This is a genomic window from Vibrio sp. SALL6, from assembly GCF_002002385.1.
Lineage (GTDB): Bacteria > Pseudomonadota > Gammaproteobacteria > Enterobacterales > Vibrionaceae > Vibrio > Vibrio parahaemolyticus.
On the sequence record NZ_MQVK01000008.1, the window covers coordinates 415,367 to 437,409 of the forward strand.

General features: G+C 45.1%; 20 protein-coding genes. 14 read left to right on the forward strand and 6 right to left on the reverse strand.

Annotated elements, in window-relative coordinates; translation table 11 throughout:
• Window positions 1–159 precede the first annotated feature (159 nt).
• From BIW15_RS06255 to BIW15_RS06275, 5 genes are all read left to right on the forward strand, one after another.
• Complete coding sequence (locus tag BIW15_RS06255) at window positions 160–972, forward strand: hypothetical protein (RefSeq protein ID WP_020904057.1); 813 nt, start codon at window positions 160–162, stop codon at window positions 970–972.
• 178 nt (window positions 973–1,150) lie between these two features.
• Window positions 1,151–2,620 (forward strand): protein adenylyltransferase SelO, encoded by a 1,470-nt coding sequence (locus BIW15_RS06260; RefSeq protein ID WP_077280691.1) that lies wholly within the window; start codon window positions 1,151–1,153, stop codon window positions 2,618–2,620.
• 202 nt (window positions 2,621–2,822) lie between these two features.
• Complete coding sequence (locus BIW15_RS06265; RefSeq protein ID WP_005479018.1) at window positions 2,823–3,821, forward strand: TRAP transporter substrate-binding protein; 999 nt, start codon at window positions 2,823–2,825, stop codon at window positions 3,819–3,821.
• A gap of 88 nt (window positions 3,822–3,909) precedes the next feature.
• On the forward strand, window positions 3,910–4,584 hold the full coding sequence (locus BIW15_RS06270) for a TRAP transporter small permease (RefSeq protein ID WP_025558003.1): 675 nt from the start codon (window positions 3,910–3,912) through the stop codon (window positions 4,582–4,584).
• A gap of 3 nt (window positions 4,585–4,587) precedes the next feature.
• Window positions 4,588–5,949, forward strand: coding sequence for a TRAP transporter large permease (locus BIW15_RS06275; RefSeq protein WP_005479029.1), 1,362 nt, complete (start codon window positions 4,588–4,590; stop codon window positions 5,947–5,949).
• A 47-nt stretch (window positions 5,950–5,996) separates the two neighbouring features.
• Here the strand turns inward: BIW15_RS06275 and BIW15_RS25055 are convergent, their stop codons facing one another.
• The 3 genes from BIW15_RS25055 to BIW15_RS06290 all read right to left on the reverse strand — a co-directional run bounded on the left by BIW15_RS25055 (window position 5,997) and on the right by BIW15_RS06290 (window position 9,400).
• Complete coding sequence (locus BIW15_RS25055; protein WP_021451574.1) at window positions 5,997–6,179, reverse strand: hypothetical protein; 183 nt, start codon at window positions 6,177–6,179, stop codon at window positions 5,997–5,999.
• A 76-nt stretch (window positions 6,180–6,255) separates the two neighbouring features.
• Window positions 6,256–7,593: a sigma-54 dependent transcriptional regulator gene (locus BIW15_RS06285; RefSeq protein ID WP_005487712.1), complete on the reverse strand. Its 1,338-nt coding sequence runs from the start codon at window positions 7,591–7,593 to the stop codon at window positions 6,256–6,258.
• Window positions 7,594–7,597: 4 nt separating this feature from the next.
• The gene (locus BIW15_RS06290) at window positions 7,598–9,400 is read right to left on the reverse strand and encodes an ATP-binding protein (RefSeq protein ID WP_077280693.1); all 1,803 of its coding nucleotides are present in this window, start codon (window positions 9,398–9,400) and stop codon (window positions 7,598–7,600) included.
• Between the two features lie 46 nt (window positions 9,401–9,446).
• Here BIW15_RS06290 and BIW15_RS25060 point away from each other — a divergent pair, with 46 nt between their 5' ends.
• The 8 genes from BIW15_RS25060 (at window position 9,447) to BIW15_RS06330 (ending at window position 18,756) form a co-directional block, all read left to right on the forward strand.
• Window positions 9,447–9,632 carry a hypothetical protein gene (locus BIW15_RS25060; protein WP_005482581.1) on the forward strand — a complete coding sequence of 62 codons (186 nt, stop codon included), beginning with the start codon at window positions 9,447–9,449 and terminating at the stop codon, window positions 9,630–9,632.
• A gap of 293 nt (window positions 9,633–9,925) precedes the next feature.
• Entirely contained in the window at window positions 9,926–11,230 is a 1,305-nt protein-coding gene (gene tig, locus BIW15_RS06300; protein WP_005460612.1) for a trigger factor, read from the forward strand.
• Between the two features lie 105 nt (window positions 11,231–11,335).
• A complete protein-coding gene (clpP, locus tag BIW15_RS06305; RefSeq protein WP_005460620.1) occupies window positions 11,336–11,962 on the forward strand; it encodes an ATP-dependent Clp endopeptidase proteolytic subunit ClpP in 627 nt (208 codons plus the stop codon).
• Window positions 11,963–12,033: 71 nt separating this feature from the next.
• Window positions 12,034–13,314, forward strand: a complete 1,281-nt coding sequence (gene clpX / locus BIW15_RS06310; RefSeq protein ID WP_005460618.1) for an ATP-dependent protease ATP-binding subunit ClpX — start codon at window positions 12,034–12,036, stop codon at window positions 13,312–13,314.
• A gap of 131 nt (window positions 13,315–13,445) precedes the next feature.
• A complete protein-coding gene (gene lon, locus BIW15_RS06315) occupies window positions 13,446–15,797 on the forward strand; it encodes an endopeptidase La (RefSeq protein ID WP_005493728.1) in 2,352 nt (783 codons plus the stop codon).
• A 192-nt stretch (window positions 15,798–15,989) separates the two neighbouring features.
• A complete protein-coding gene (locus BIW15_RS06320; protein WP_005382341.1) occupies window positions 15,990–16,262 on the forward strand; it encodes an HU family DNA-binding protein in 273 nt (90 codons plus the stop codon).
• A 199-nt stretch (window positions 16,263–16,461) separates the two neighbouring features.
• On the forward strand, window positions 16,462–18,321 hold the full coding sequence (gene ppiD / locus BIW15_RS06325) for a peptidylprolyl isomerase (RefSeq protein ID WP_005482527.1): 1,860 nt from the start codon (window positions 16,462–16,464) through the stop codon (window positions 18,319–18,321).
• A gap of 150 nt (window positions 18,322–18,471) precedes the next feature.
• Window positions 18,472–18,756, forward strand: coding sequence for a ComEA family DNA-binding protein (locus BIW15_RS06330; protein WP_021449594.1), 285 nt, complete (start codon window positions 18,472–18,474; stop codon window positions 18,754–18,756).
• 90 nt (window positions 18,757–18,846) lie between these two features.
• Here BIW15_RS06330 and rrtA read toward each other — a convergent pair whose 3' ends face one another.
• A complete protein-coding gene (gene rrtA / locus BIW15_RS06335; RefSeq protein WP_005495980.1) occupies window positions 18,847–19,398 on the reverse strand; it encodes a rhombosortase in 552 nt (183 codons plus the stop codon).
• 3 nt (window positions 19,399–19,401) lie between these two features.
• Here rrtA and BIW15_RS06340 point away from each other — a divergent pair, with 3 nt between their 5' ends.
• Window positions 19,402–20,016, forward strand: coding sequence for a tRNA-uridine aminocarboxypropyltransferase (locus BIW15_RS06340; RefSeq protein ID WP_005456903.1), 615 nt, complete (start codon window positions 19,402–19,404; stop codon window positions 20,014–20,016).
• A gap of 9 nt (window positions 20,017–20,025) precedes the next feature.
• Here the strand turns inward: BIW15_RS06340 and BIW15_RS06345 are convergent, their stop codons facing one another.
• The gene (locus BIW15_RS06345; RefSeq protein ID WP_179115234.1) at window positions 20,026–21,360 is read right to left on the reverse strand and encodes an anti-phage deoxyguanosine triphosphatase; all 1,335 of its coding nucleotides are present in this window, start codon (window positions 21,358–21,360) and stop codon (window positions 20,026–20,028) included.
• A gap of 12 nt (window positions 21,361–21,372) precedes the next feature.
• Complete coding sequence (yfbR, locus tag BIW15_RS06350; protein ID WP_005482513.1) at window positions 21,373–21,957, reverse strand: 5'-deoxynucleotidase; 585 nt, start codon at window positions 21,955–21,957, stop codon at window positions 21,373–21,375.
• Between the last annotated feature and the right edge of the window lie 86 nt (window positions 21,958–22,043).

Below are 22,043 nucleotides of genomic sequence, written 5' to 3' on the forward strand. Positions count from 1 at the left end.
CGGTATAAGCCACTCGCATCGAGTGGCTTATTTTTTGTGTCTTATTTATTTCGACTTTGCTCTCATTATCTTATGAGATGTGTTTCTCATTATTTTTAAAGCGATTTTTCTACTCTGCGGTTACCCTAGGGGCAGATTTTTACAAATTAAGGATGTTGTATGTCAACCGAGGACTTTTCTGTTTCGGCAATATGCCGAGAAGCGGCAGTGATGGTCAGAAGGAACCTACTCGCAATTGTCATTGCGTGTATTCCATTAATCATCGTGCACTCAATTTTTGTGTTTATGTATCCTGAAATGACGGGGCAAGATCAAGCGAGCGTCCAAGAAGGAAACATCACGGGATTTTATTTCGTCACAATCGTTTTATACCCACTTGTTGCTGCGATGGCTGCTGTGCGTGTGCACCGGATTTATTTGGTTGGCGATTACATGCACTCGGCGTTGGATGTGTTTCGTTTATCGGCCCGAGAATTTCGTTTCATTGGCTGGTGGATATTGTTTGGACTGATGATGATACTCGTCATTGGTATCCCAATCTTTGTGCTGTCGTTTATCTACATTGCAGAAAGCGGTGAACCCGACTTTGTCGCCATGGCGTTTATCACAACAATTGCAAGCATTCCTGGCTATTGGGTCATGGCGCGTTGGTCGTTTGTGCTGCCTGCGACCGCAATGGATCATCAGCCGCGCAGTTTGCGTCGTTCATGGAACCAAAGCAGACCATACAACAAGCAAGTATTCATTTTGATGGGATTAATTCCATTAGGTGCCGGCTTGCTCAGTCAGCTTATCTTTAGCCACTTTACGAATTTCTTCATGCTGAGTTTTGTTGGTGTGGCCTATGGTATTTTCGGCGCGTACCAGCTGGCATTGTTATCGTTGAGCTATAAAACGGTAGTGGATATCGAACGCGCTCGTTTTGATACGCCACCAGCGCCACCAAAAACGGGTGAAGAATTTTCCGCTTAATCAATTTGATCGTTTTTACATACCATCTCCGTTTGTGAGGTGGTATGTAGCGGGTGAATACCTTTCCTGCCGTCTTCGCGTTATTCACGCAAAATACCCATGCCCATTTCATGGCTGAATGACAGTGACGTTCACACGTATACTGACAACAGTACTTCTTTTTATTAAGGAACCCCACATGTCCATTTGGCAACGGGTCAGTTTCACCCATCGATTTAGTCAATTACCGTCAGCTTTCTATACTTTGGTTGAGCCACAACCCTTGGATAATACTCGCTGGGTTGCTTGGAATGGTGAGTTTGCGCAGCAGTTTGGTTTACCAGCAGAGCAAAACGATGAGCTATTGGCGGTTTTTTCTGGGCAAAGCGAATTCGAACCGTTTCGTCCTCTGGCGATGAAATACGCAGGGCATCAGTTCGGCGTCTACAACCCAGACTTGGGCGATGGACGTGGATTGCTGTTGGCGGAAATTGAGCATCAAAATGGCACTTGGTTTGATATTCACCTTAAAGGCGCGGGGCTAACACCCTACTCGCGAATGGGGGACGGCAGGGCAGTGTTGCGCTCAACCATTCGTGAGTATCTATGTAGCGAAGCCATGGCGGGGCTTGGGATCCCGACGACTCGTGCTCTTGGCATGATGGTCAGTGACACGCCTGTTTATCGCGAGAAAACAGAATTCGGCGCAATGTTGATTCGTATGGCGGAGACCCACGTGCGTTTTGGCCATTTCGAGCACCTTTTCTATACCAATCAATTGGCAGAGCAAAAGTTGCTGGCGGACAAAGTCATCGAGTGGCACTTTGCTGATTGTGCGTCGGCAGAGAAGCCATACGCTGCAATGTTTGGTGAAATTGTTCAAAAAACAGCAGACATGATTGCTTACTGGCAAGCGTATGGGTTTGCTCATGGCGTGATGAACACCGATAACATGTCAATTCTCGGGCAAACCTTTGATTACGGGCCATTTGGTTTTCTCGACGATTATGAACCGGGGTACATTTGTAACCATTCTGATTATCAGGGGCGTTATGCGTTCGAGCAGCAACCGCGAATTGCCCTGTGGAATCTTTCTGCTTTGGCACATGCCTTATCACCGCTCGTCGAACGAGAAGATTTAGAACAGGCACTGAGCCAATTTGAAGGGCGCTTAAGCCAGCAGTTTAGCTGCTTGATGCGCAGCAAGCTGGGTTTGAAAACAAAAATTGCAGAAGACGGACGTTTGTTTGAGTCGATGTTTGAACTGCTTAATCAGAATCATACCGACTACACGCGATTCTTTAGAGCGTTGTCCAACCTCGATAAACAGCCAGCGCAAGAGGTCATCGATTTGTTTATTGACCGGGAAGCCGCCCAAGCGTGGCTTGATTTGTATTTGGCTCGATGTGAGCTGGAGGTAGATGAAATTGGTGAGCTGATTTCAGCCGAGCAGCGTTGTGAACAGATGCGCCAAGCCAACCCGAAATACATTCTTCGCAACTACCTTGCGCAATTGGCTATCGATAAAGCTGAGGAAGGTGATTTCAGCGAAGTTCACCGTCTTGCTGAGATACTTCGCCATCCATACGATTCGCAACCAGAGTTTGAAGCGTATGCCAAACTGCCGCCAGAGTGGGGGAAAAAGATGGAGATCAGCTGCTCCTCATAAATGGGTCATTTCCCACCCATATCCTTTAGGTTTGTGGGTGGATTTCCCTCCTTTTGGCTCTCGCTTGTCAACTTTAATATTTTAATGGATTGATTTTAAATAAAAAAATAGTTGGTCTGTTAATTGCTCTTTGATGAACATCCGTACCCATCACCTTAACTTCATGGACGGGATGGGATGTGATTTATCAAGGAGAATAATAATGTTAAAGCCTCTAACCCTACTATCTGTCTCTGCTCTTGCTGTTACCAGTTTTAATGCCGCTGCGAATTGTGACCCAGGTGAAACGGTCATCAAATTCAGCCACGTGACTAATGCGGACAAACACCCAAAAGGCATTGCTGCTTCGTTGCTTGAAAAACGTGTCAACGAAGAAATGAACGGAAAAGTGTGCATGCAGGTGTTTCCAAACTCAACGCTTTACGATGATGACAAAGTGTTGGAAGCTCTTCTAAATGGTGATGTTCAACTCGCTGCTCCTTCTCTTTCTAAGTTTGAGAAATTCACCAAGAAGTATCGCCTTTTCGATCTGCCTTTCTTGTTTGATGATGTCGCTGCTGTTGACCGCTTCCAAAACTCTGAAGCGGGAGAGAAGCTGAAAAACTCAATGAAACGTCGTGGTCTACAAGGCATTGCGTTCTGGCACAACGGTATGAAGCAAATGTCTGCCAATAAACCTCTGATGGTGCCAAGCGATGCGAAAGGACTTAAGTTCCGCGTTCAAGCTTCTGACGTTCTTGTTGCCCAGTTCGAGCAACTTGGCGCAAACCCTCAAAAAATGTCCTTCAAAGAAGTTTACGGCGGTCTACAAACGAAGGTTATCGATGGTCAAGAGAACACTTGGTCAAACATCTACGGTAAGAAGTTCTTCGAAGTTCAAGATGGCATCACGGAAACCAACCACGGTATTTTGGATTACCTCGTTGTGACATCGAACGATTTTTGGCAGAAGCTACCAGAAGATCAGCGTGAACAGCTCAATACCATCATTCAAGAAGTGACTGTTGAGCGTAACGCGGAATCGACCAAAGTGAACTTGGCGAATAAAAACAACATCATCGAAGCGGGTGGTGTGGTTCGTACGCTAACGCCAGAGCAGCGTCAAGAGTGGGTGACGGCTCTGCAACCAGTGTGGAAAAAGTTTGAGAAAGACATTGGTTCTGACCTGATTGAAGCGGCTTTGGCTTCAAACCAACAATAACAAAAACGATATCCATTCGCCCTCGGACTCTCTCTAAGCCGAGCTGAGGATGAGGGCTTTTTCCCTTTACTGATGACGTGATGTAATTATGGAACCGACTTTTTTTGCCAAGGCTGGACGAATCACCGATGCCATTGAAGAAACCTTGATTGCTTTCTTCTTAGGTGCGATGACATTGCTGACGTTTGCTAATGTCATTTTTCGCTATGTCTTTAACGATAATATTCTCTGGGCGTTAGAGCTCACCGTATTCATGTTCGCGTGGATGGTTTTAGTTGGCGCTTCGTACGGTGTGAAAAAACACTTTCACATTGGCGTGGATGTCATCATCAATATCGTGCCTGAAGGGCGCCGTAAATTCCTTGCGCTAGTCGCAGCGGCTTGCTGTCTAACCTTTTCGATTCTGCTTTTGATTGGTGCTTGGAATTATTGGTATCCCTTTGCGACAGAGCGCGCATGGTATGAAACCGACGATATCCCAATGCCTGAGTTTTTACAGTTCTTAGCGGATTGGCTTAATGAAGGCGAGCGCTACGAAAAACTGCCACGCTTTATTCCTTATTTCGCTTTGCCGCTTGGTATGGCGATGCTCACTTTCCGTTTTTTACAAGTCACTTGGCAGATCGCTACAGGCAAGCTGGATCGCTTGATTGCAGGTCATGAGGCTGAGGAAGAACTGGAAGCCTTAAAAGAAGAAATGAGTGAAGCTGGCGATGCCATGACTCCTCGTTCCTCGAGCGATTCTGAGCACAAGGAGCGCTAAGCCATGGATATTTTACTACTGTTTTTAATGGTGATTGGCTTCATGCTCATTGGTGTGCCAATCGCAATTTCTCTGGGTCTTTCCAGTGTTCTTTTCTTAATGCTGCATTCCGATGCCTCTTTGGCGTCAGTTGCTCAAACGCTGTTTAATGCCTTTGCTGGTCACTACACATTGTTGGCGATACCTTTCTTCATTTTGGCCTCAAGTTTTATGTCGACAGGTGGCGTTGCAAAGCGAATCATCCGATTTGCGATTGCCATCGTCGGTTGGTTCCGTGGTGGTCTCGCCATGGCTTCCGTTGTGGCATGTATGATGTTTGCAGCACTGTCCGGATCTTCACCAGCAACCGTGGTCGCTATCGGTAGTATCGTCATTGCGGGGATGATCAAAAACGGTTACTCGAAAGAGTTTGCTGCGGGTGTTATCTGTAACGCAGGTACTTTGGGGATCTTGATTCCGCCATCGATCGTGATGGTGGTGTATGCGGCTGCGACCGATGTGTCAGTCGGGCGTATGTTCCTTGGGGGTGTGATCCCGGGCTTGCTGGCTGGCGTGATGTTGATGATCGCTATCTACATTGCGGCGAGGATTAAGAATCTACCTAAGCAACCATTCGTGGGATGGAAAGAAACGTTTGATGCAGCCAAAGATGCGAGTTGGGGCTTGTTGCTGGTGGTGATCATCCTTGGCGGTATCTATGGCGGCATTTTCACACCAACAGAGGCTGCGGCAGTTGCGGCGGTGTACTCATTCTTGATCGCGAACTTTATATATAAAGACATGGGACCATTTGCTGATAAGCAAAACACCAAACCAGCGATCGTCAAAGTGATTCAGACCTTTGTGCATGAAGACACTAAGCATACCTTGTATGAAGCAGGCAAGCTTACCATCATGCTGCTGTTTATCATTGCTAATGCACTGATCTTAAAACACGTACTGACTGAAGAACGTATCCCTCAGATGATCACGGAATCGATGCTGTCTGCGGGGCTTGGGCCAATTACGTTCTTGATAGTTGTAAACTTGTTGCTCCTGATCGGTGGTCAGTTTATGGAGCCTTCGGGCTTATTGATCATCGTTGCTCCTTTGGTGTTCCCAATTGCCATTGCGCTGGGCATCGACCCAATTCACCTCGGTATCATGATGGTGGTGAACATGGAAATCGGCATGATAACGCCACCAGTCGGGTTGAATCTGTTTGTAACGGCTGGGGTGGCAAGAATGTCGATGATGAATGTTGTAAAAGCGGCATTGCCATGGGTGGGCGTCATGTTCTTGTTCTTGATAATTGTGACTTATGTACCTTGGGTATCAACTTGGTTACCTACGACCTTGATGGGGCCAGAAATAATCACTAAATAACACATTTTCCGAATTACATTCACGCAACCAAAAAGAGGTGTGAGCTATCACACCTCTTCGTCTATGGATTTAAAATCTTGTTTTCTCGGATCGGGATGGACTCTGCGCTCATAGCCGTGCCACTTCTTTTTGTTTTTACGTCGGTCTTCACCGGAGCGTCTTTCTTCTTGATACTGGCCGTCTACCATCACTGTATCGGTAATGATCGGTATCCTCACTTTTTCATTCATATCCATATGAGCCCAATAATTGCCTTAGCAAAATTATGATTCAAGTTGGATATAATACCAATCGTGCGAACCGGTTTTATTTATAGAGCTCTTTATCTATCTGATAGCGTTGCATTTTGTCATACAGCGTTTTTCGAGGCACATTCAACTGTTCCATCGTTTGTTTGATGCTGCCATTGTTTTCCAGTAGCGCATTTTCTATCGCTGCCTTTTCAAACTCCGCCACTTGCTCTGCAAGGCTACTGGTTGAGGCGGGGATGGAACTTGGTTCACCTAATTGGATGAGTTTACCTAATAAAACGAAACGCTCTGCTGCATTGCGCAGTTCTCGGACATTTCCCGGCCAATCGTGAGCCATTAGCTGAGCCAAATCTTGTGCTGAAAGGCTTGGCGAACTTTTACCATAGCGTGACGCCGCGACTAAAAGAAAATGGTGGAAAAGGGCAGGGATGTCTTCCTTGCGTTCACGTAAGGGAGGCAAATCTAGCGTAACCACGTTGAGGCGGTAGTAGAGGTCTTGACGAAATGTACCTTGTTCCGCCGCACGTTTAAGATCCACTTTCGTTGCCGCGACAACGCGAATGTCGAGAGGTAAAAGTTCGTTTGAGCCAACGCGTTCAATCACGCGCTCTTGCAGGACGCGCAACAAACGAATTTGTGCCTGAATTGGCATCGATTCGATTTCATCTAAGAAGAGTGTGCCGCCCTGCGCAAATTCAAACTTACCAATACGCCGACTGTCTGCACCAGTAAATGCGCCTTTTTCGTGACCATAGAGTTCGCTTTCAATTAAGTTTTCTGGCACCGCGCCACAGTTCACCGCCACAAAGTTATTGTTTCTACGAGAACTTTGTTCGTGCAGTGAGCGGGCGATAAGCTCTTTACCTGTACCTGTTTCGCCAAACAGCAGAATATCGGCATCTGTATCAGCAATGTGGGTGATGGTTTCTCGCAGCGTTTGGATGCTGGTGGTTTCACCGATGATTCGGGGACCAAGCGTTTGGCTCGCTTTGAGTGATTGACGAAGTTTCTCATTTTCGTTCGTCAGTTGGCGTCTTTCAATGGCGCGTTTTACGGTTTCAACCAAGTGTTCTGGCGCAAAAGGTTTCTCTATAAAATCGTAGGCCCCTTGGTGTAACGCATTTACGGCCATTGAGATGTCACCATGGCCTGTAATCATGATGACTGGCAGGTTTGGGTCGCGTTGAACTAACGTGGTTAACAGGTCCATGCCTGAAATACCGGGTAAACAAATGTCGGTCACAATTACGCCAGCTTCGTCGCTTTGTTTCATGGCTAACAAGGCGGACTCCGCATCGGAAAAAAAAGTCGCTTCGATATCGGCTAGCTCAAACGTTTGTTCTATTGCTAATCGAAGGTCGGCTTCATCATCAATAAAAAACACCTGACACATTATCTTATCCTTCTGATTGTTCGGTGCGTTGGCATATTGGTAAACACAATGAGAATCGAGCGCCACCTTGGGCTCGGTTGTGAGCACTCAAGCTGCCGTTCATGCCAGCCAATATTTGCTGAGATATAGAAAGTCCTAATCCCAATCCATTCTTTTTAGTTGTTAAAAACGGTTCGCAAAGTTCGGACAGTGTGTGCGAACCAAGCCCAGGGCCATTGTCATCGACATGAATCATCACTTTGTTTTCATCCGTATCCGTTTCAACGAGCAACCACACTTGTTTATCTTGTTGTTCTTTTACGGCTTCAATTGCGTTTGTCAGCAAGTTAACCAGAACTTGCTCCAATTGAATTGTATTGATTTGAACCCCGATGTCGTCAGTAGGAAGTTCGGTAGCAAGTAGAACACGAGCAGATTTAAAAGCGGGTTTCATGAGCTCTTTTGATGAGGCTATCACGGGCAACAGGCGTGTTTGGGTAAGCTCATTGCCGCTGGCCTTTTTGGCAAACGAACGCAATTGCTGGCTGATGTTTGCCATTCTGTCTGTGAGGGCTGAAATGCGAGTGAGATTATCTTCCACTCGATCATACTTTTCTTTCTGAAGGAACAATTTTCCATTCTCAGCAAAGCTACGAATGGCTGCCAACGGATTATTCAGCTCATGGCTGATGCTCGCTGACATTTGACCGAGAACTGCCAGCTTAGCCGCTTGAATCAACTCATCTTGGGTCAAACGCAGTGTTTGCTCCGTTTCGGTTCGCTGCGCAATTTCAGCCTGTAACTCTGCTGTTCTCGCCATGACTTGAAATTCTAACTTCTGATTCGCTTCTTGTTGGATTCGTTCTAACTGCAAATGACGTTGTTGGCGGTGATAAATCAACTGGCCAATCAAGAACAAAACCGTAAAGGCCAACGTAAGCACAACGATATAGCCCATCGTAACCCAAACGATGGATTGTTTTGGCGAAAGCACACGAATCGTTAGCTTTAACTCAGGTAAAGGCAGTGAAGAGACAACCAGTGTCCCTTTATTGTAGGGGTAGCCTTGTTTCAGTTCAGAATTTGGTGCATTCAAGTTGCCGACAAAGCCCAATGTCGGAATCGGTGTGTCGAGATATTGTCTACTCGTCCAAACTTGCTTTTTATCTGCATCACTTAACGGTTGTAGGCTTTTGAATAGCCAATCCTGCCGGCTGCTCATAAAGACAATATTGTGAGGGTCGCTGGCCACGAACACGCTGTCAGGTTGTTGCCAGTTATCTTCAATTTTACTCAAATCCATTTTTACGACCACGATGCCCAACACGCCGCCAGCATAAATTATTGGATATGAGTAGTAATAGCCACGTTGGCCGGATGTTGAGCCCAGAGCGTAATATTGGCTGCTTTCACCGCTGATGGCTTGTTTAAAGTAAGGTCTAAAAGCAAAGTTGCGTCCAATAAAAGAGCGCTTTTTACGCCAGTTACTTGCTGCAATGGTCGTGCCCCATTGATCAATCAAATAAGTATCTGCCGCTTCAATAACGTTGTTCACCGATTCTAGATAGCGATTGGTGATTTCGAGTTGAGCGCTATTTGAAGGATTCAGTAGAGCTTCAAAAAGAGGATCATCTTTGGCTAAAAGATTGGGTATATGGGCGTATTTATCGAGCTTATTTTTGATGTGGCTAGAAAATTGTTCGAGCTGTGATTGGTGTTTATCTAGCAAAGATTGATAGCTGTGTTGCCACACCCAGCGCCCGCCCACAATGGCGCACAGGAAATATAAGGCGAAAAAAATCAGTAAAATACGATTTCGTTGAGACATCCTTGCATTCCTATTACACGTCCTTTTTATGCCTTTAGAAATGTTAATGGGTTGTAGGGATGATGGGGGATTTAGTTTTCAACTCTGTGGAGTAAAACAAGAGCAAGATCTCTTTTTACGCTTTTCAATAAAAAAAGCAGTCGATTCTCTTGAAAAAGTCGCTATTGTCCCCATTCTAGATATGCTGACGCGCTCATTGGGTGTTTTAATCCCATTTTTGGCAAAAAAATGAGTCAGCTTTCGAGAATTTAGCGCAGACAATGTCCACATAGTGGCTATTGGCTCGACAGGGTTGCGACAGATCGCTAGAATGTCGCGTCTAAAAATTCTGTCCTGAGGCTAATAGGAGATACCTTTGATATTTCTGTCGAAGATATCACTGATTAGTCTGGTGCTGAGAATCAGCATCAATACTCGATTTTAAATTAGGTGTTCGGACAGAACACTACACAAGGATGAAGCGTTAACTTAAAGAGTTACGCTCATACGCTCGGATAACCGAGCCACTTTAGAGGTTTATAAATAATGCAAGTTACTGTTGAAACGCTAGAGGGCCTAGAGCGCCGTCTAAACATTACTGTTCCAGCTGCAAACATCGAAGATGCTGTAACAGCTGAACTACGCAACATCGCTAAAAACCGTCGTTTCGATGGTTTCCGTAAGGGTAAAGTGCCTCTAAAAATGGTTGCTAAGATGTACGGCAAAGCAGTACGTCAAGACGTTCTTGGTGAAGTTATGCAACGTCACTTCATCGAAGCGATCGTAAAAGAGAAAATCAACCCAGCTGGCGCTCCAACTTTCGCTCCTGTAGAAAACAAAGAAGGTGCAGACCTAGTTTTCACAGCAACTTTTGAAGTTTACCCAGAAGTTGAACTAAAAGGCCTAGAAAACATCACTGTTGAGAAGCCTCTAACTGAAGTTAAAGAAGCAGACGTAGAAGAGATGATCGAAACTCTACGTAAGCAACAAGCAACTTGGGTTGAAGTTGAAGAAGCAGCAGAAGCTGGCAAACGCGTAAGCATCGATTTCGTTGGTTCTATCGACGGCGAAGAGTTTGAAGGCGGTAAAGCAGAGAACTTCCCACTAGAAATGGGCGCTGGTCGCATGATCCCTGGTTTCGAAGACGGTATTGCAGGTAAAACTGCTGGTATGGAATTCGACATCGACGTAACTTTCCCAGAAGATTACCACGCTGAAAACCTAAAAGGTAAAGCGGCTAAGTTTGCAATCAAAGTGAACAAAGTTGAAGCTCGTGAACTTCCAGAACTAAACGACGAATTCGTTGCTAAGTTCGGTGTTGCTGAAGGCGGTGTAGACGCACTTAAAGCTGAAGTACGTAAGAACATGGAACGCGAACTTAAGCAAGCTGTTAAGACTCGCATCAAAGAGCAAGCAATCGAAGGTCTAGTTAAAGAAAACGAAATCGACGTTCCTGCTGCACTTATCGAGCAAGAGATCCACGTTCTACGTCAACAAGCGGCACAACGCTTCGGTGGTAACCCAGAAGCAGCTGCACAGCTTCCACGTGAACTGTTCGAAGAACAAGCTAAGCGTCGCGTAGTTGTTGGTCTTCTACTAGGTGAAGTAATCAAGTCTGAAGAGCTAAAAGCGGACGACGAGAAAGTTAAAGCTCTAATCGAAGAAATGGCTACTGCATACGAAGATCCATCAGAAGTTATTGCTTACTACGAGCAAAACGAGCAAATGATGAACAACATGCGTAACGTAGCTCTAGAAGAGCAAGCAATCGACGCGATCATCGCTAAAGCACAGGTTACTGAGAAAGAAGTAGGCTTCAACGAGCTACTTAACCAACAACCTGCTGCTTAATAAGCAATATCTTGCGTAGAAGGTTGACTTAACGTTAACTATTCTGCTAACAATGGTCCGTATGATAGTCATCATCCGGGCCATTTATTTTAGGGACATAAGAATATGAGCTACCAAGAAAAAAATGCAATGTCGCCAATTATGGACGCACTAGTACCAATGGTGGTTGAGCAAACTTCCCGAGGCGAGCGTTCTTACGACATCTACTCACGTCTACTTAAAGAGCGCGTGATTTTTTTAACTGGTCAAGTGGAAGACCACATGGCAAACCTTGTCGTGGCTCAGCTACTTTTCCTAGAATCTGAAAATCCAGATAAAGACATTTTCCTATACATCAACTCTCCAGGCGGCAGCGTAACTGCAGGTATGTCAATTTACGACACAATGCAGTTTATTAAACCCAATGTAAGCACTGTATGTATGGGTCAAGCTTGTTCTATGGGCGCATTCCTGCTTGCAGGTGGTGCTGCTGGTAAACGTTACGTTCTTCCTAACTCACGTGTGATGATCCACCAACCACTAGGTGGTTTCCAGGGTCAAGCTTCTGATATCCAAATCCATGCTCAGGAAATCCTGACCATTAAACAGAAGCTAAACAACCTGTTAGCAGAACATACTGGCCAGCCTCTTGAAGTGATTGAACGCGATACCGATCGTGACAACTTCATGTCAGCAGAGCAGGCTGTGGAATACGGTATCGTGGATGCAGTGTTGAGCCATCGCGGCGCGTAATTTAGCCAGCGCATTTTGGCAAAAATTGATATACACTCATTCATGAAGAGTAAAGGCTAAGAGGTTAGCGAATGACAGATAAAAGCAAAGAAAGTGGCAGCGGTAAATTGCTGTACTGTTCTTTCTGCGGCAAAAGTCAGCACGAAGTTCGCAAGCTAATCGCAGGTCCGTCAGTTTACATTTGCGACGAGTGTGTCGACCTATGTAACGATATTATTCGCGAAGAAATCAAGGATGTTCTCCCTAAGAAAGAATCTGAAGCGTTACCAACGCCAAAACAGATCCGTGAACACCTTGACGACTATGTGATCGGACAAGATTACGCGAAAAAAGTGCTCGCAGTTGCGGTATATAACCACTACAAGCGTTTACGCAATGGTGATACAACGAGCGAAGGTGTGGAGCTTGGTAAAAGTAACATCCTTCTAATTGGTCCTACAGGTAGTGGTAAAACGCTGCTTGCTGAGACGCTAGCTCGATTCTTGGATGTGCCATTCACAATGGCAGACGCAACCACACTAACCGAAGCTGGTTATGTGGGTGAAGACGTTGAAAACATCATCCAAAAGCTTCTGCAAAAATGTGATTATGATGTAGCGAAGGCTGAACGCGGCATTGTTTACATTGACGAAATTGACAAAATTTCTCGCAAAGCTGAAAACCCATCAATTACGCGTGACGTATCTGGTGAGGGTGTTCAGCAAGCGCTATTGAAACTTATCGAAGGTACGGTTGCTTCAGTTCCACCTCAAGGTGGTCGTAAGCATCCACAGCAAGAATTCCTGCAAGTGGACACGTCTAAGATCCTGTTCATCTGTGGTGGTGCATTTGCTGGTTTAGATAAAGTTATCGAACAGCGTGTAGCTACGGGTACTGGTATCGGCTTTGGTGCAGAAGTGCGCTCGAAGAACGAAACCAAAACCGTCGGCGAACTGTTTACTCAGGTTGAGCCAGAAGATCTAGTGAAGTATGGTTTGATTCCAGAATTCATTGGTCGTCTTCCTGTGACAACAACACTGACAGAGCTTGATGAAGAAGCGTTGATTCAGATCCTATGTGAACCGAAAAACGCACTGACCAAGCAGTACGCAGCATTGTTTGAGCTAGAAAACGCAGAGCTTGAATTCCGTGAAGATGCCCTTCGTGCTATCGCGAAGAAAGCAATGGAACGTAAGACAGGTGCTCGTGGTTTGCGTTCAATTCTGGAAAGTGTTCTGCTTGAAACCATGTACGAACTGCCATCTGCGACAGATGTAAGTAAAGTCGTGATTGATGAATCCGTCATCAATGGTGAGTCAGAACCACTGCTTATTTACAGCAATGCTGACAATCAGGCAGCTGGAGCAGAATAAATTCAGCCATGAATGAAAAAGGAGGTAAGTAATTACCTCCTTTTTTTATTTCTCTTATTGAATCCAAACAATTAGCCCCCATATACTGCCTTAAGTAATACGTTAAACGTGAAAGCGGAAGAGAGAATTATATGAACTTGGAACGTTCCGAGCGTATCGAGATCCCGGTATTACCTCTACGTGACGTAGTGGTCTACCCGCACATGGTGATTCCATTGTTTGTTGGTCGTGAGAAATCGATTAGCTGTCTAGAAACGGCGATGGAAACAAACAAACAAGTTCTGCTTGTGGCTCAAAAACAAGCTGACACTGATGAACCAACGGTTGATGACCTATTCGAAGTGGGTACGGTAGCTACCATTCTTCAACTTCTAAAGCTCCCTGATGGCACAGTAAAAGTACTGGTTGAAGGTCAGCAGCGCGCAAAAATTAATCATTTCAAAGAAAGTGATTTCTTCTTAGCTGAGGCGGAATTCATCGTAACACCAGAATTGGATGAACGTGAGCAAGAAGTGATTGTTCGCAGCGCAATCAACCAATTCGAAGGCTTCATTAAGTTAAACAAAAAGATTCCACCAGAAGTGCTAACGTCACTGAATGGTATCGATGAAGCGGCACGCCTAGCTGATACGATTGCGGCACATATGCCTCTTAAACTTGTTGACAAGCAACAAGTACTTGAAATTATTGATGTTACTGAGCGTCTAGAGTTCCTAATGGGCCAGATGGAATCAGAGATCGATTTGCTACAAGTTGAGAAACGCATTCGTGGTCGCGTGAAAAAGCAAATGGAGAAGTCTCAGCGTGAGTACTATCTGAATGAGCAAATGAAAGCGATTCAGAAAGAGCTGGGTGAGATGGAAGACGCTCCTGATGAGTTTGAGACTCTGCAAAAGAAGATCGACGAATCAAAAATGCCGCAAGAAGCACGTGAAAAGACAGAGCAAGAGCTGCAAAAGCTTAAGATGATGTCTCCAATGTCCGCAGAAGCGACCGTGGTTCGTAGCTACATCGACTGGATGGTAAGTGTACCTTGGACTAAGCGTTCTAAAGTGAAGAAAAATCTTGCGAAAGCGGAAGAGATTCTGAACGAAGACCATTATGGTCTAGAGCGCGTGAAAGAGCGTATTCTGGAATACTTGGCAGTTCAAAACCGCATTAACAAGCTAAAAGGTCCAATCCTTTGTCTTGTTGGTCCTCCAGGCGTGGGTAAAACATCGCTTGGCCGCTCAATTGCATCTGCTACTGGCCGTAAATACGTACGTATGGCCCTAGGTGGCGTGCGTGATGAAGCAGAGATTCGAGGCCACCGTCGTACTTACATTGGTTCATTGCCAGGTAAGCTGATTCAGAAAATGTCGAAAGTTGGTGTGAAAAACCCTCTCTTCCTTCTGGATGAAATCGACAAAATGTCTTCAGACATGCGTGGTGACCCGGCTTCAGCGTTGCTTGAAGTATTAGACCCTGAACAAAACAACTCATTCAACGACCACTACCTAGAAGTGGATTACGACTTGTCTGATGTGATGTTTGTTGCAACGTCTAACTCGATGAATATTCCTGGTCCGTTACTTGATCGTATGGAAGTGATTCGTCTATCCGGTTACACCGAAGATGAAAAACTAAACATTGCGAAGCGTCACCTTGTTGAAAAACAAGTGCAACGTAATGGCTTGAAACCAAACGAGATAGTCATCGAAGATTCAGCAATCATCGGTATTATCCGTTACTACACTCGTGAAGCGGGTGTGCGTGGTCTTGAGCGTGAGATTTCTAAGATCTGCCGCAAAGCAGTGAAGAACATCCTGCTAGATAAAGACATCAAATCAGTGACGGTAACGATGGACAACCTAAAAGAATACTTGGGTGTTCAACGTTTCGATTACGGGAAAGCTGATGAAAGCAACCGAATTGGTCAAGTTACTGGTCTAGCTTGGACTGAAGTGGGTGGCGATCTATTAACGATTGAAACTCAATCTATGCCAGGTAAAGGCAAGCTTACTCAAACAGGTTCACTGGGCGACGTAATGCAAGAGTCTATCCAAGCTGCAATGACCGTGGTGCGCTCTCGTGCAGATAAACTGGGCATTAACTCAGATTTCTACGAGAAAAAAGACATCCACGTTCACGTGCCTGAAGGTGCGACGCCGAAAGATGGCCCAAGTGCGGGTACAGCAATGTGTACTGCTTTGGTATCGGCTCTTACAGGTAACCCGGTAAAAGCTGAAGTTGCGATGACGGGTGAGATCACCCTACGTGGTGAAGTATTACCAATCGGTGGCTTAAAAGAGAAGTTACTTGCGGCACACCGTGGCGGCATAAAGACAGTGCTTATCCCGAAAGATAACGAGCGTGATCTGGAAGAGATTCCTGAGAATGTTATCGCAGATCTGCAAGTTATCCCTGTTCAGTGGATTGATGAAGTACTTAAAGTTGCACTAGAGCGAGACCCGACAGGCGTTGAGTTTGAAGCTAAAAAATAGTGATGTGCAGCAAAAATAAGTAAAAGTTTGCGCTGATAAGCCTAAAAAGGCTTGTCAGCGTTTTTTTTGGGCGCTAAGTTAGTTTCGATAGCTGCCAGCCCTTGAAAAATAAGGGTTGGAGCATATTTTCTTAACTATGGAACGAAAAGTCATCACAAAAATAATCACAGATGGCACAAAGGGGAAATCACAGTGAATAAAACTCAATTAGTAGAACAAATCGCAGAAAATGCAGACATCTCTAAAGCGTCAGCGGGTCGTGCTCTAGATGCATTCATCGAAGCAGTAAGTGGCACACTTCAGTCTGGTGATCAAGTTGCTCTAGTTGGCTTCGGTACATTTAGTGTTCGCACTCGTGCTGCACGTACTGGTCGTAACCCAAAAACTGGTGAAGAAATCCAAATCGCAGAAGCAAAAGTACCAGCTTTCAAAGCAGGTAAAGCACTGAAAGACGCTTGTAACTAATTAAAGCGTGATTCTGTTGCCGGCCATTTGAATAACTTTTGCTCAAACAATAAGTTTCGAACAAAAATTTACAAACTTCGAGCCGAACTTTTTTAAATTATGCGCATCATACTGATGCGCATTTCTTTTTCTGATATTATCGCGTCATTATATTTTCTATTAGAAGCCGTACGCTTCAATTGTGGAGAGCAGTTAAATTATGATGGATCGACTACGCGAAGGCGTGAATAGCATCGCGGTCAAAATTATCCTTGGACTTATCATCCTGTCTTTCGTATTTGCCGGTGTAGGTAGCTACCTAGTGAATGGCAGCAACAATTCAGCAGCGAAAGTAGGTAACACCGAGATTCCTCGTGGTGAGTTCGAGATGGCTTACCAAAATGAGCGCAATCGCATGCAAGCTCAATTGGGTGACTACTTCTCTCAAATGTTGGCTGACCCTGCATACGTTGAATCTTTCCGCAAATCAGTGCTTGATCGTATGATTAATGACGTATTGCTTGACCAACAAGCTGAAGCACTTGGCTTACGAATCAGCGATGCTCAAGTTCGTAGCATGATTCTTGAAATGCCTCAGTTCCAATCTAACGGTCAGTTTGATCAAGAAATTTACCAAGCATCGCTACGTCGTGCAGGTTTCTCTCCTGATTCTTTTGCTGAGTACATGCGTCGTGAATTGGTGCGTGAGCAGCTTCTAACAGCGCTTCAAAGCAGTGAGTTTACTCTTCCAGGCGAAGTTCAATCTCAGGGTAAACTGTTTACCCAAACACGCGACATCCGCACTGTAACCATCGATTTGGCAGAGTTTGCGAAGAAAGTTGAGTTAACTGACGAAGAAATTCAAGCTTACTACAAAGCAAACCCAGATAACTTCACTCGTCCAGAGCAAGTGAAAGTGTCTTACGTTGAGTTGTCTGCTGAAGCACTTAAGAAGCAGATTCAAGTAACAGATGAAGACGTTAAGAAATACTACGACGAGCATCTAGACAAATACTCTTCAGAAGAGCAACGCCGAGTGGCGCACATTCTTGTTGAAGGTGATGATGAAGCAAAAGCACAAGCTATCTTAGATGAATTGAACGCAGGTGCAGATTTTGCTGCGGTAGCGCAAGAGAAATCTGATGATTTCGGTAGTGCTGAAAACGGCGGTGACTTAGGTTGGATCGAACGTGATGTTATGGATCCTGCTTTTGAAGAAGCTGCGTTTGCACTTAAGAACCCAGGTGACATGTCTGGTCTAGTAAAATCTGACTTTGGCTACCACATTATCAAGCTAGAAGAGCTGAAAGATGCCGTTGCAAAACCATTTGATGAAGTGGCTGCGGAGATTAAGCAAGAGCTAGTAGACCAAAAAGCGGTGGATCAATTCTACGAGTTACAAAATGAGCTTGAGCGTGTTGCTTTTGAGTACCCTGATTCACTAGATGATGCTTCTAAAGCCATTAACCAAGAAGTGAAGACAACAGACTTCATCTCTCAAGTTGATGCTCCTGAGGTTCTACGCAACCAAGCCGTTATGCAAGCACTACTGAGCCCAGAAGTGAAAGAAGACGGTCTGAACTCTGAAGCGATTGAAGTTGCGCCTGAGCACATTATTGTTGTTCGTGTTGAAGATTCTCGTGACGAAACAGTGCTTCCATTAGCTGAAGTGAAAGACCAAGTTGTGGCGGAACTATCTCGCGTTAAAGGTGAGCAAGGTGCCCTAGAGCTAGGTACAAAAGTGGTAGCTGCTCTGAATGAAGGCAATACGGCTGTTCTTGCGGAAAACAACCTAACATTTGGTGAGCAAGAGACCGTTGACCGTCGTTCGCCACTAGCAACTACCGTCTTTGCAATGGCGAAGCCAGTAGATGGCAAACCTGTCTACGGTCAGTCGAAAGACCTTGAAGGCAACATCGTAGTGATTGAACTGGATGCTGTGAAAGCGGAACTAGATAGTTCGCTAGAAGATCAAGTTGCGATGCAAATGCAACGTGCATCATCTCAGCAGGATCTATCTTCTGTTCTCGCTGTATTGCGTGCTAACACAGACATTGAGTACTTTGTTGTGAGCAACTAAGCACTAATTATGTAATTTGCATGTTAACTAAAACGGGTCGCGTAAGCGGCCCGTTTTATTTTTGTTTAAACAAACTTCAATGACGATGAGTGTTTGCCTACATTAGGGCGGATTATTTCAGAGCGTTAATTTGGAGTGTATATGTTCAATATGAAATGGATTTTAACCTTGTGTTTAGTGGTGTTCGCACCACTCAGTTTGGCCGCTGATACCAAGGCTGATAAATATGAAGGAATTGAAATTACGGTCAATATCAATACTGCTTCTGCAGAAGAGATAGCAACGATGCTGAAAGGTATTGGCGAAAAGAAAGCGCAAAGCATAGTTGACTACCGTACCGAGCACGGCCCATTTAAAACAGCAGCTGATTTAACCAATGTAAAAGGAATTGGTGAAGCAACCATCAAGAAAAACGAAGACCGCATTCTTCTATAAACGCGGGCTTCGACCACTGTATTCTTAATGAGTTTTCGTTTCCGGTTACTGCTTTCCCGAACCAAACCCTCTTTCGTGGTTCGGGATTTTTTATCCAAATATACGGCGATGGAATCCTTTCTCTACTAATGCCATACCTAAGCCTCCCATTGCACCAAACAGATGTGCATCAACAGCAACACGAGCGCCTATCATTGCAGCAGTGCTGGTTGAAGGGCCATAAAATTGCTCCCATGCGATTTTCGCAATAAGTCCGGCGACTAAGAGTAGGCTACTTCTTCTGTTTTCAAACACTTCTCTGAGAGCCCAAAAACCAAACAAACCGTGTAAGACGCCAGACAAGCCGACATAGACTGACATGCTAGTCAGTAAGTTCATTGCGCCGACAAAGGCACAAAGCAAAAGAAAAACAATCGAGAAGTTGCGTGCACTAGGACGGAATATAAACGCGATAACCCATAATCCTGCCAAGTTCATTCCAAGGTGGGCAAAGTTGGTATGCGTGAGATTTCCTGTTACGATTCGCCACCATTCACCATGACGTATGTTGTAAGCGTGCCATTCAGTGAGGCTCGCCATTGGTTCGAATTGTAGTACTAAGCAGATAACGCTGATGATGGTCAGCAATGTATAAAGGTTCACTCTATGTCTCGTTATTGTTCTCAGTGTGGAAAATCGCGCAAAGCCTGTATTTGCCAATGGATTGTACCGCTAGCAAGCGGGGTTGAACTTATCATTCTTCAGCATACGAGTGAAGCGCATCGTCCACTTGGTACGGCACGGATTCTCAATTTGAGTTTAAAGAACTGTACTTGTTTGATTGGCGAGGATTTTTCTGACGACGCACAGTTAAACGCGTTACTCACCGATGAAGCGTATCAGCATTTTATCCTTTATCCGTCGGAGCAATCACAGTGCCTTTCAGACATTGCGTGTACCGAGAGCGAGCGCACAAGAAAAACACGCCTAATTTTGCTCGATGGCACGTGGAAAAAAGCCTATAAAATGTGGCAGCTTTCCACCAACTTGCACGCTTTAACCACAGTAAAGCTTCCCGAGGATTTACAAGGTCACTATACAATTCGTAAAGCGCCTTCAGACAACAGTCTTTCGACAGTGGAAGCAGGGTTTTATGCGTTGAGTTTATTGGAGCCGGATAACGACTTCTCGCCGCTACTTAATGCTTTTGACAGGATGATTGAATTTCAAATCGCCCAGATGCCTCCGGGCGTATTTGAAAAAAATTATTTGAACAAGTAGAACAACGTTCTACAACACAATCGAAGAGAACAATTGGCGGTGTAGCTTTTGCGCATGACCATCGGTCATTGCGGATATGTAATCGGCAATGACTCGCATTTTGCCACTATCGCTAGTTGCACTCTGCCAAAGCTCTTTTGTGTGTATTGGCAACAATCGTTCAGGATCGGCACTTAGTGCTTCGAATATATCCATGATGATTTGTTGCCCTTTGTATTCGACAATCTGTACCTGCGGCACTTGAATGACATACTGACTGACGAAATGTTTAAGCACATCTAGCGCTTTCGCCATATGCGGTTCTAAACAAGCATTCCATGCCAGTAAAGGGTTTTGGAATGGTTCATCAACCACTTTAATAGAGATGCTTGTAAGTAGGGCATTGACCATACCGCCAATCGCATCTTTGCGTTGGTGATGTTTACCGCTAAACAGCATTTGTCCAATAGAGCCGATATGTTCTTCAAACCAAGGATCACCGCAATCGGCTAACTGACTTGCTGCACCTTCTTGCCATTGCTGACGTGTGACCATACCCAGCACAATGGCATCTTCTAAGTCGTGCACGCCATACGCAATATCATCGGCGAGCTCCATAATGGAGCAGTCGAGGGATTTAAAGCGCGTTTTGCTGTGCTCTAAATCGGAGTCTGGTCGATAGCGCATTTGGCTCAACAGGCTTTTGTCATTCTCGCTGAGTGGAGCGATAACCCAATCAAACAGATCTTTATCACAATCGTAGATGCCTTTCGCTGGGCTCCATTCTTTGGCTTTTAATCGGCGTTGATGTTCTGCAGGGTTTGGCAGCTTGACTGAACGAGTCTGACTGATGAGTGCTGGGTATTTGATCAAACCTAACAAAGTTCGGCGCGATAGATTCATCCCGAAGTGCTCAGTGTATGGCTCCAATTTGGTCACAATACGAAAAGTCTGCGCATTGCCTTCAAAGCCACCATGGTTACGCATCATATAGTTCAATGCGACTTCGCCACCGTGTCCGTATGGTGGGTGGCCGATATCGTGCGCGAGACACAGAGAGTCAATCAAACTGTCCGAGGGCAATAGTTCTTTAAATTCAGACTGTTTCTTTTTGAGTTGCGCGACAATCCCCGTGCCTAATTGGGCCGCTTCTAACGAGTGGGTAAGTCGACTTCTATGAAAGTCTTCCAAGCTGTTGCCATGAACTTGAGTTTTCGCTTGCAGGCGTCGAAATGCCGCAGAGTGCAGGATTCTCGCTCTATCACGTTGATAGGGGCTGCGATGGTCATCACGGCGGATTTTATGCTCATCATCGTGGCGCTCTTGCCACAAAGAGTGTAATTCAAACGACACGTTTATCTCCATAAACTAAACTGGCTAACTGATTTCATCCAGCGATAGCTCAAAGCTTGGGGCGAATGTATTAAGGAAGTATTCCATTTCTGGCGTTTTACGTTCTTGTAAAGTGACGTCTAGGCGCTTTTTTGCTAAGGCAAACTCATGGTTACCTGCGCTTAGTTCTTCCAAACATTTTAAGTACGCACAGATGGAGTCGGCCTGTTTTACTATCTGAGAGTCTTCTTCGTGAGACGAATGAGAAAGTAGAAATGGGGCAAAATCTTCCTGAAATTCTTCCGGTAACATAGAAAGTAATTTGTGCTCGGCAGCGGCTTCTATCTTCTTATATTCTTTTGCGATTTCGGGATTGTAGTACTTAACGGGAGTTGGCAAATCGCCAGTGAGCACTTCACTTGAATCGTGATACATCGCGAGAAGAGCAATGCGTTCAGGATTAAGCGTGCCGCCGAACTTTTTGTTTTTAATTAACGCGAGTGCGTGAGCGACAAATGCGACTTGTAAGCTGTGTTCCGAAACGTTTTCTGGTGATACAGAGCGCATCAAAGGCCAGCGTTGGATAAGCTTCATTCGTGCCAAGTGGGCGAAAAAATGGCTTTCTTTCATGGCTTTCTCCGTTTCTGGTATAAAAAAAGGAACTTACTAGGAGTTCCTCTAAGCATATGAGAGATCAACACTAATTACTACCAGTG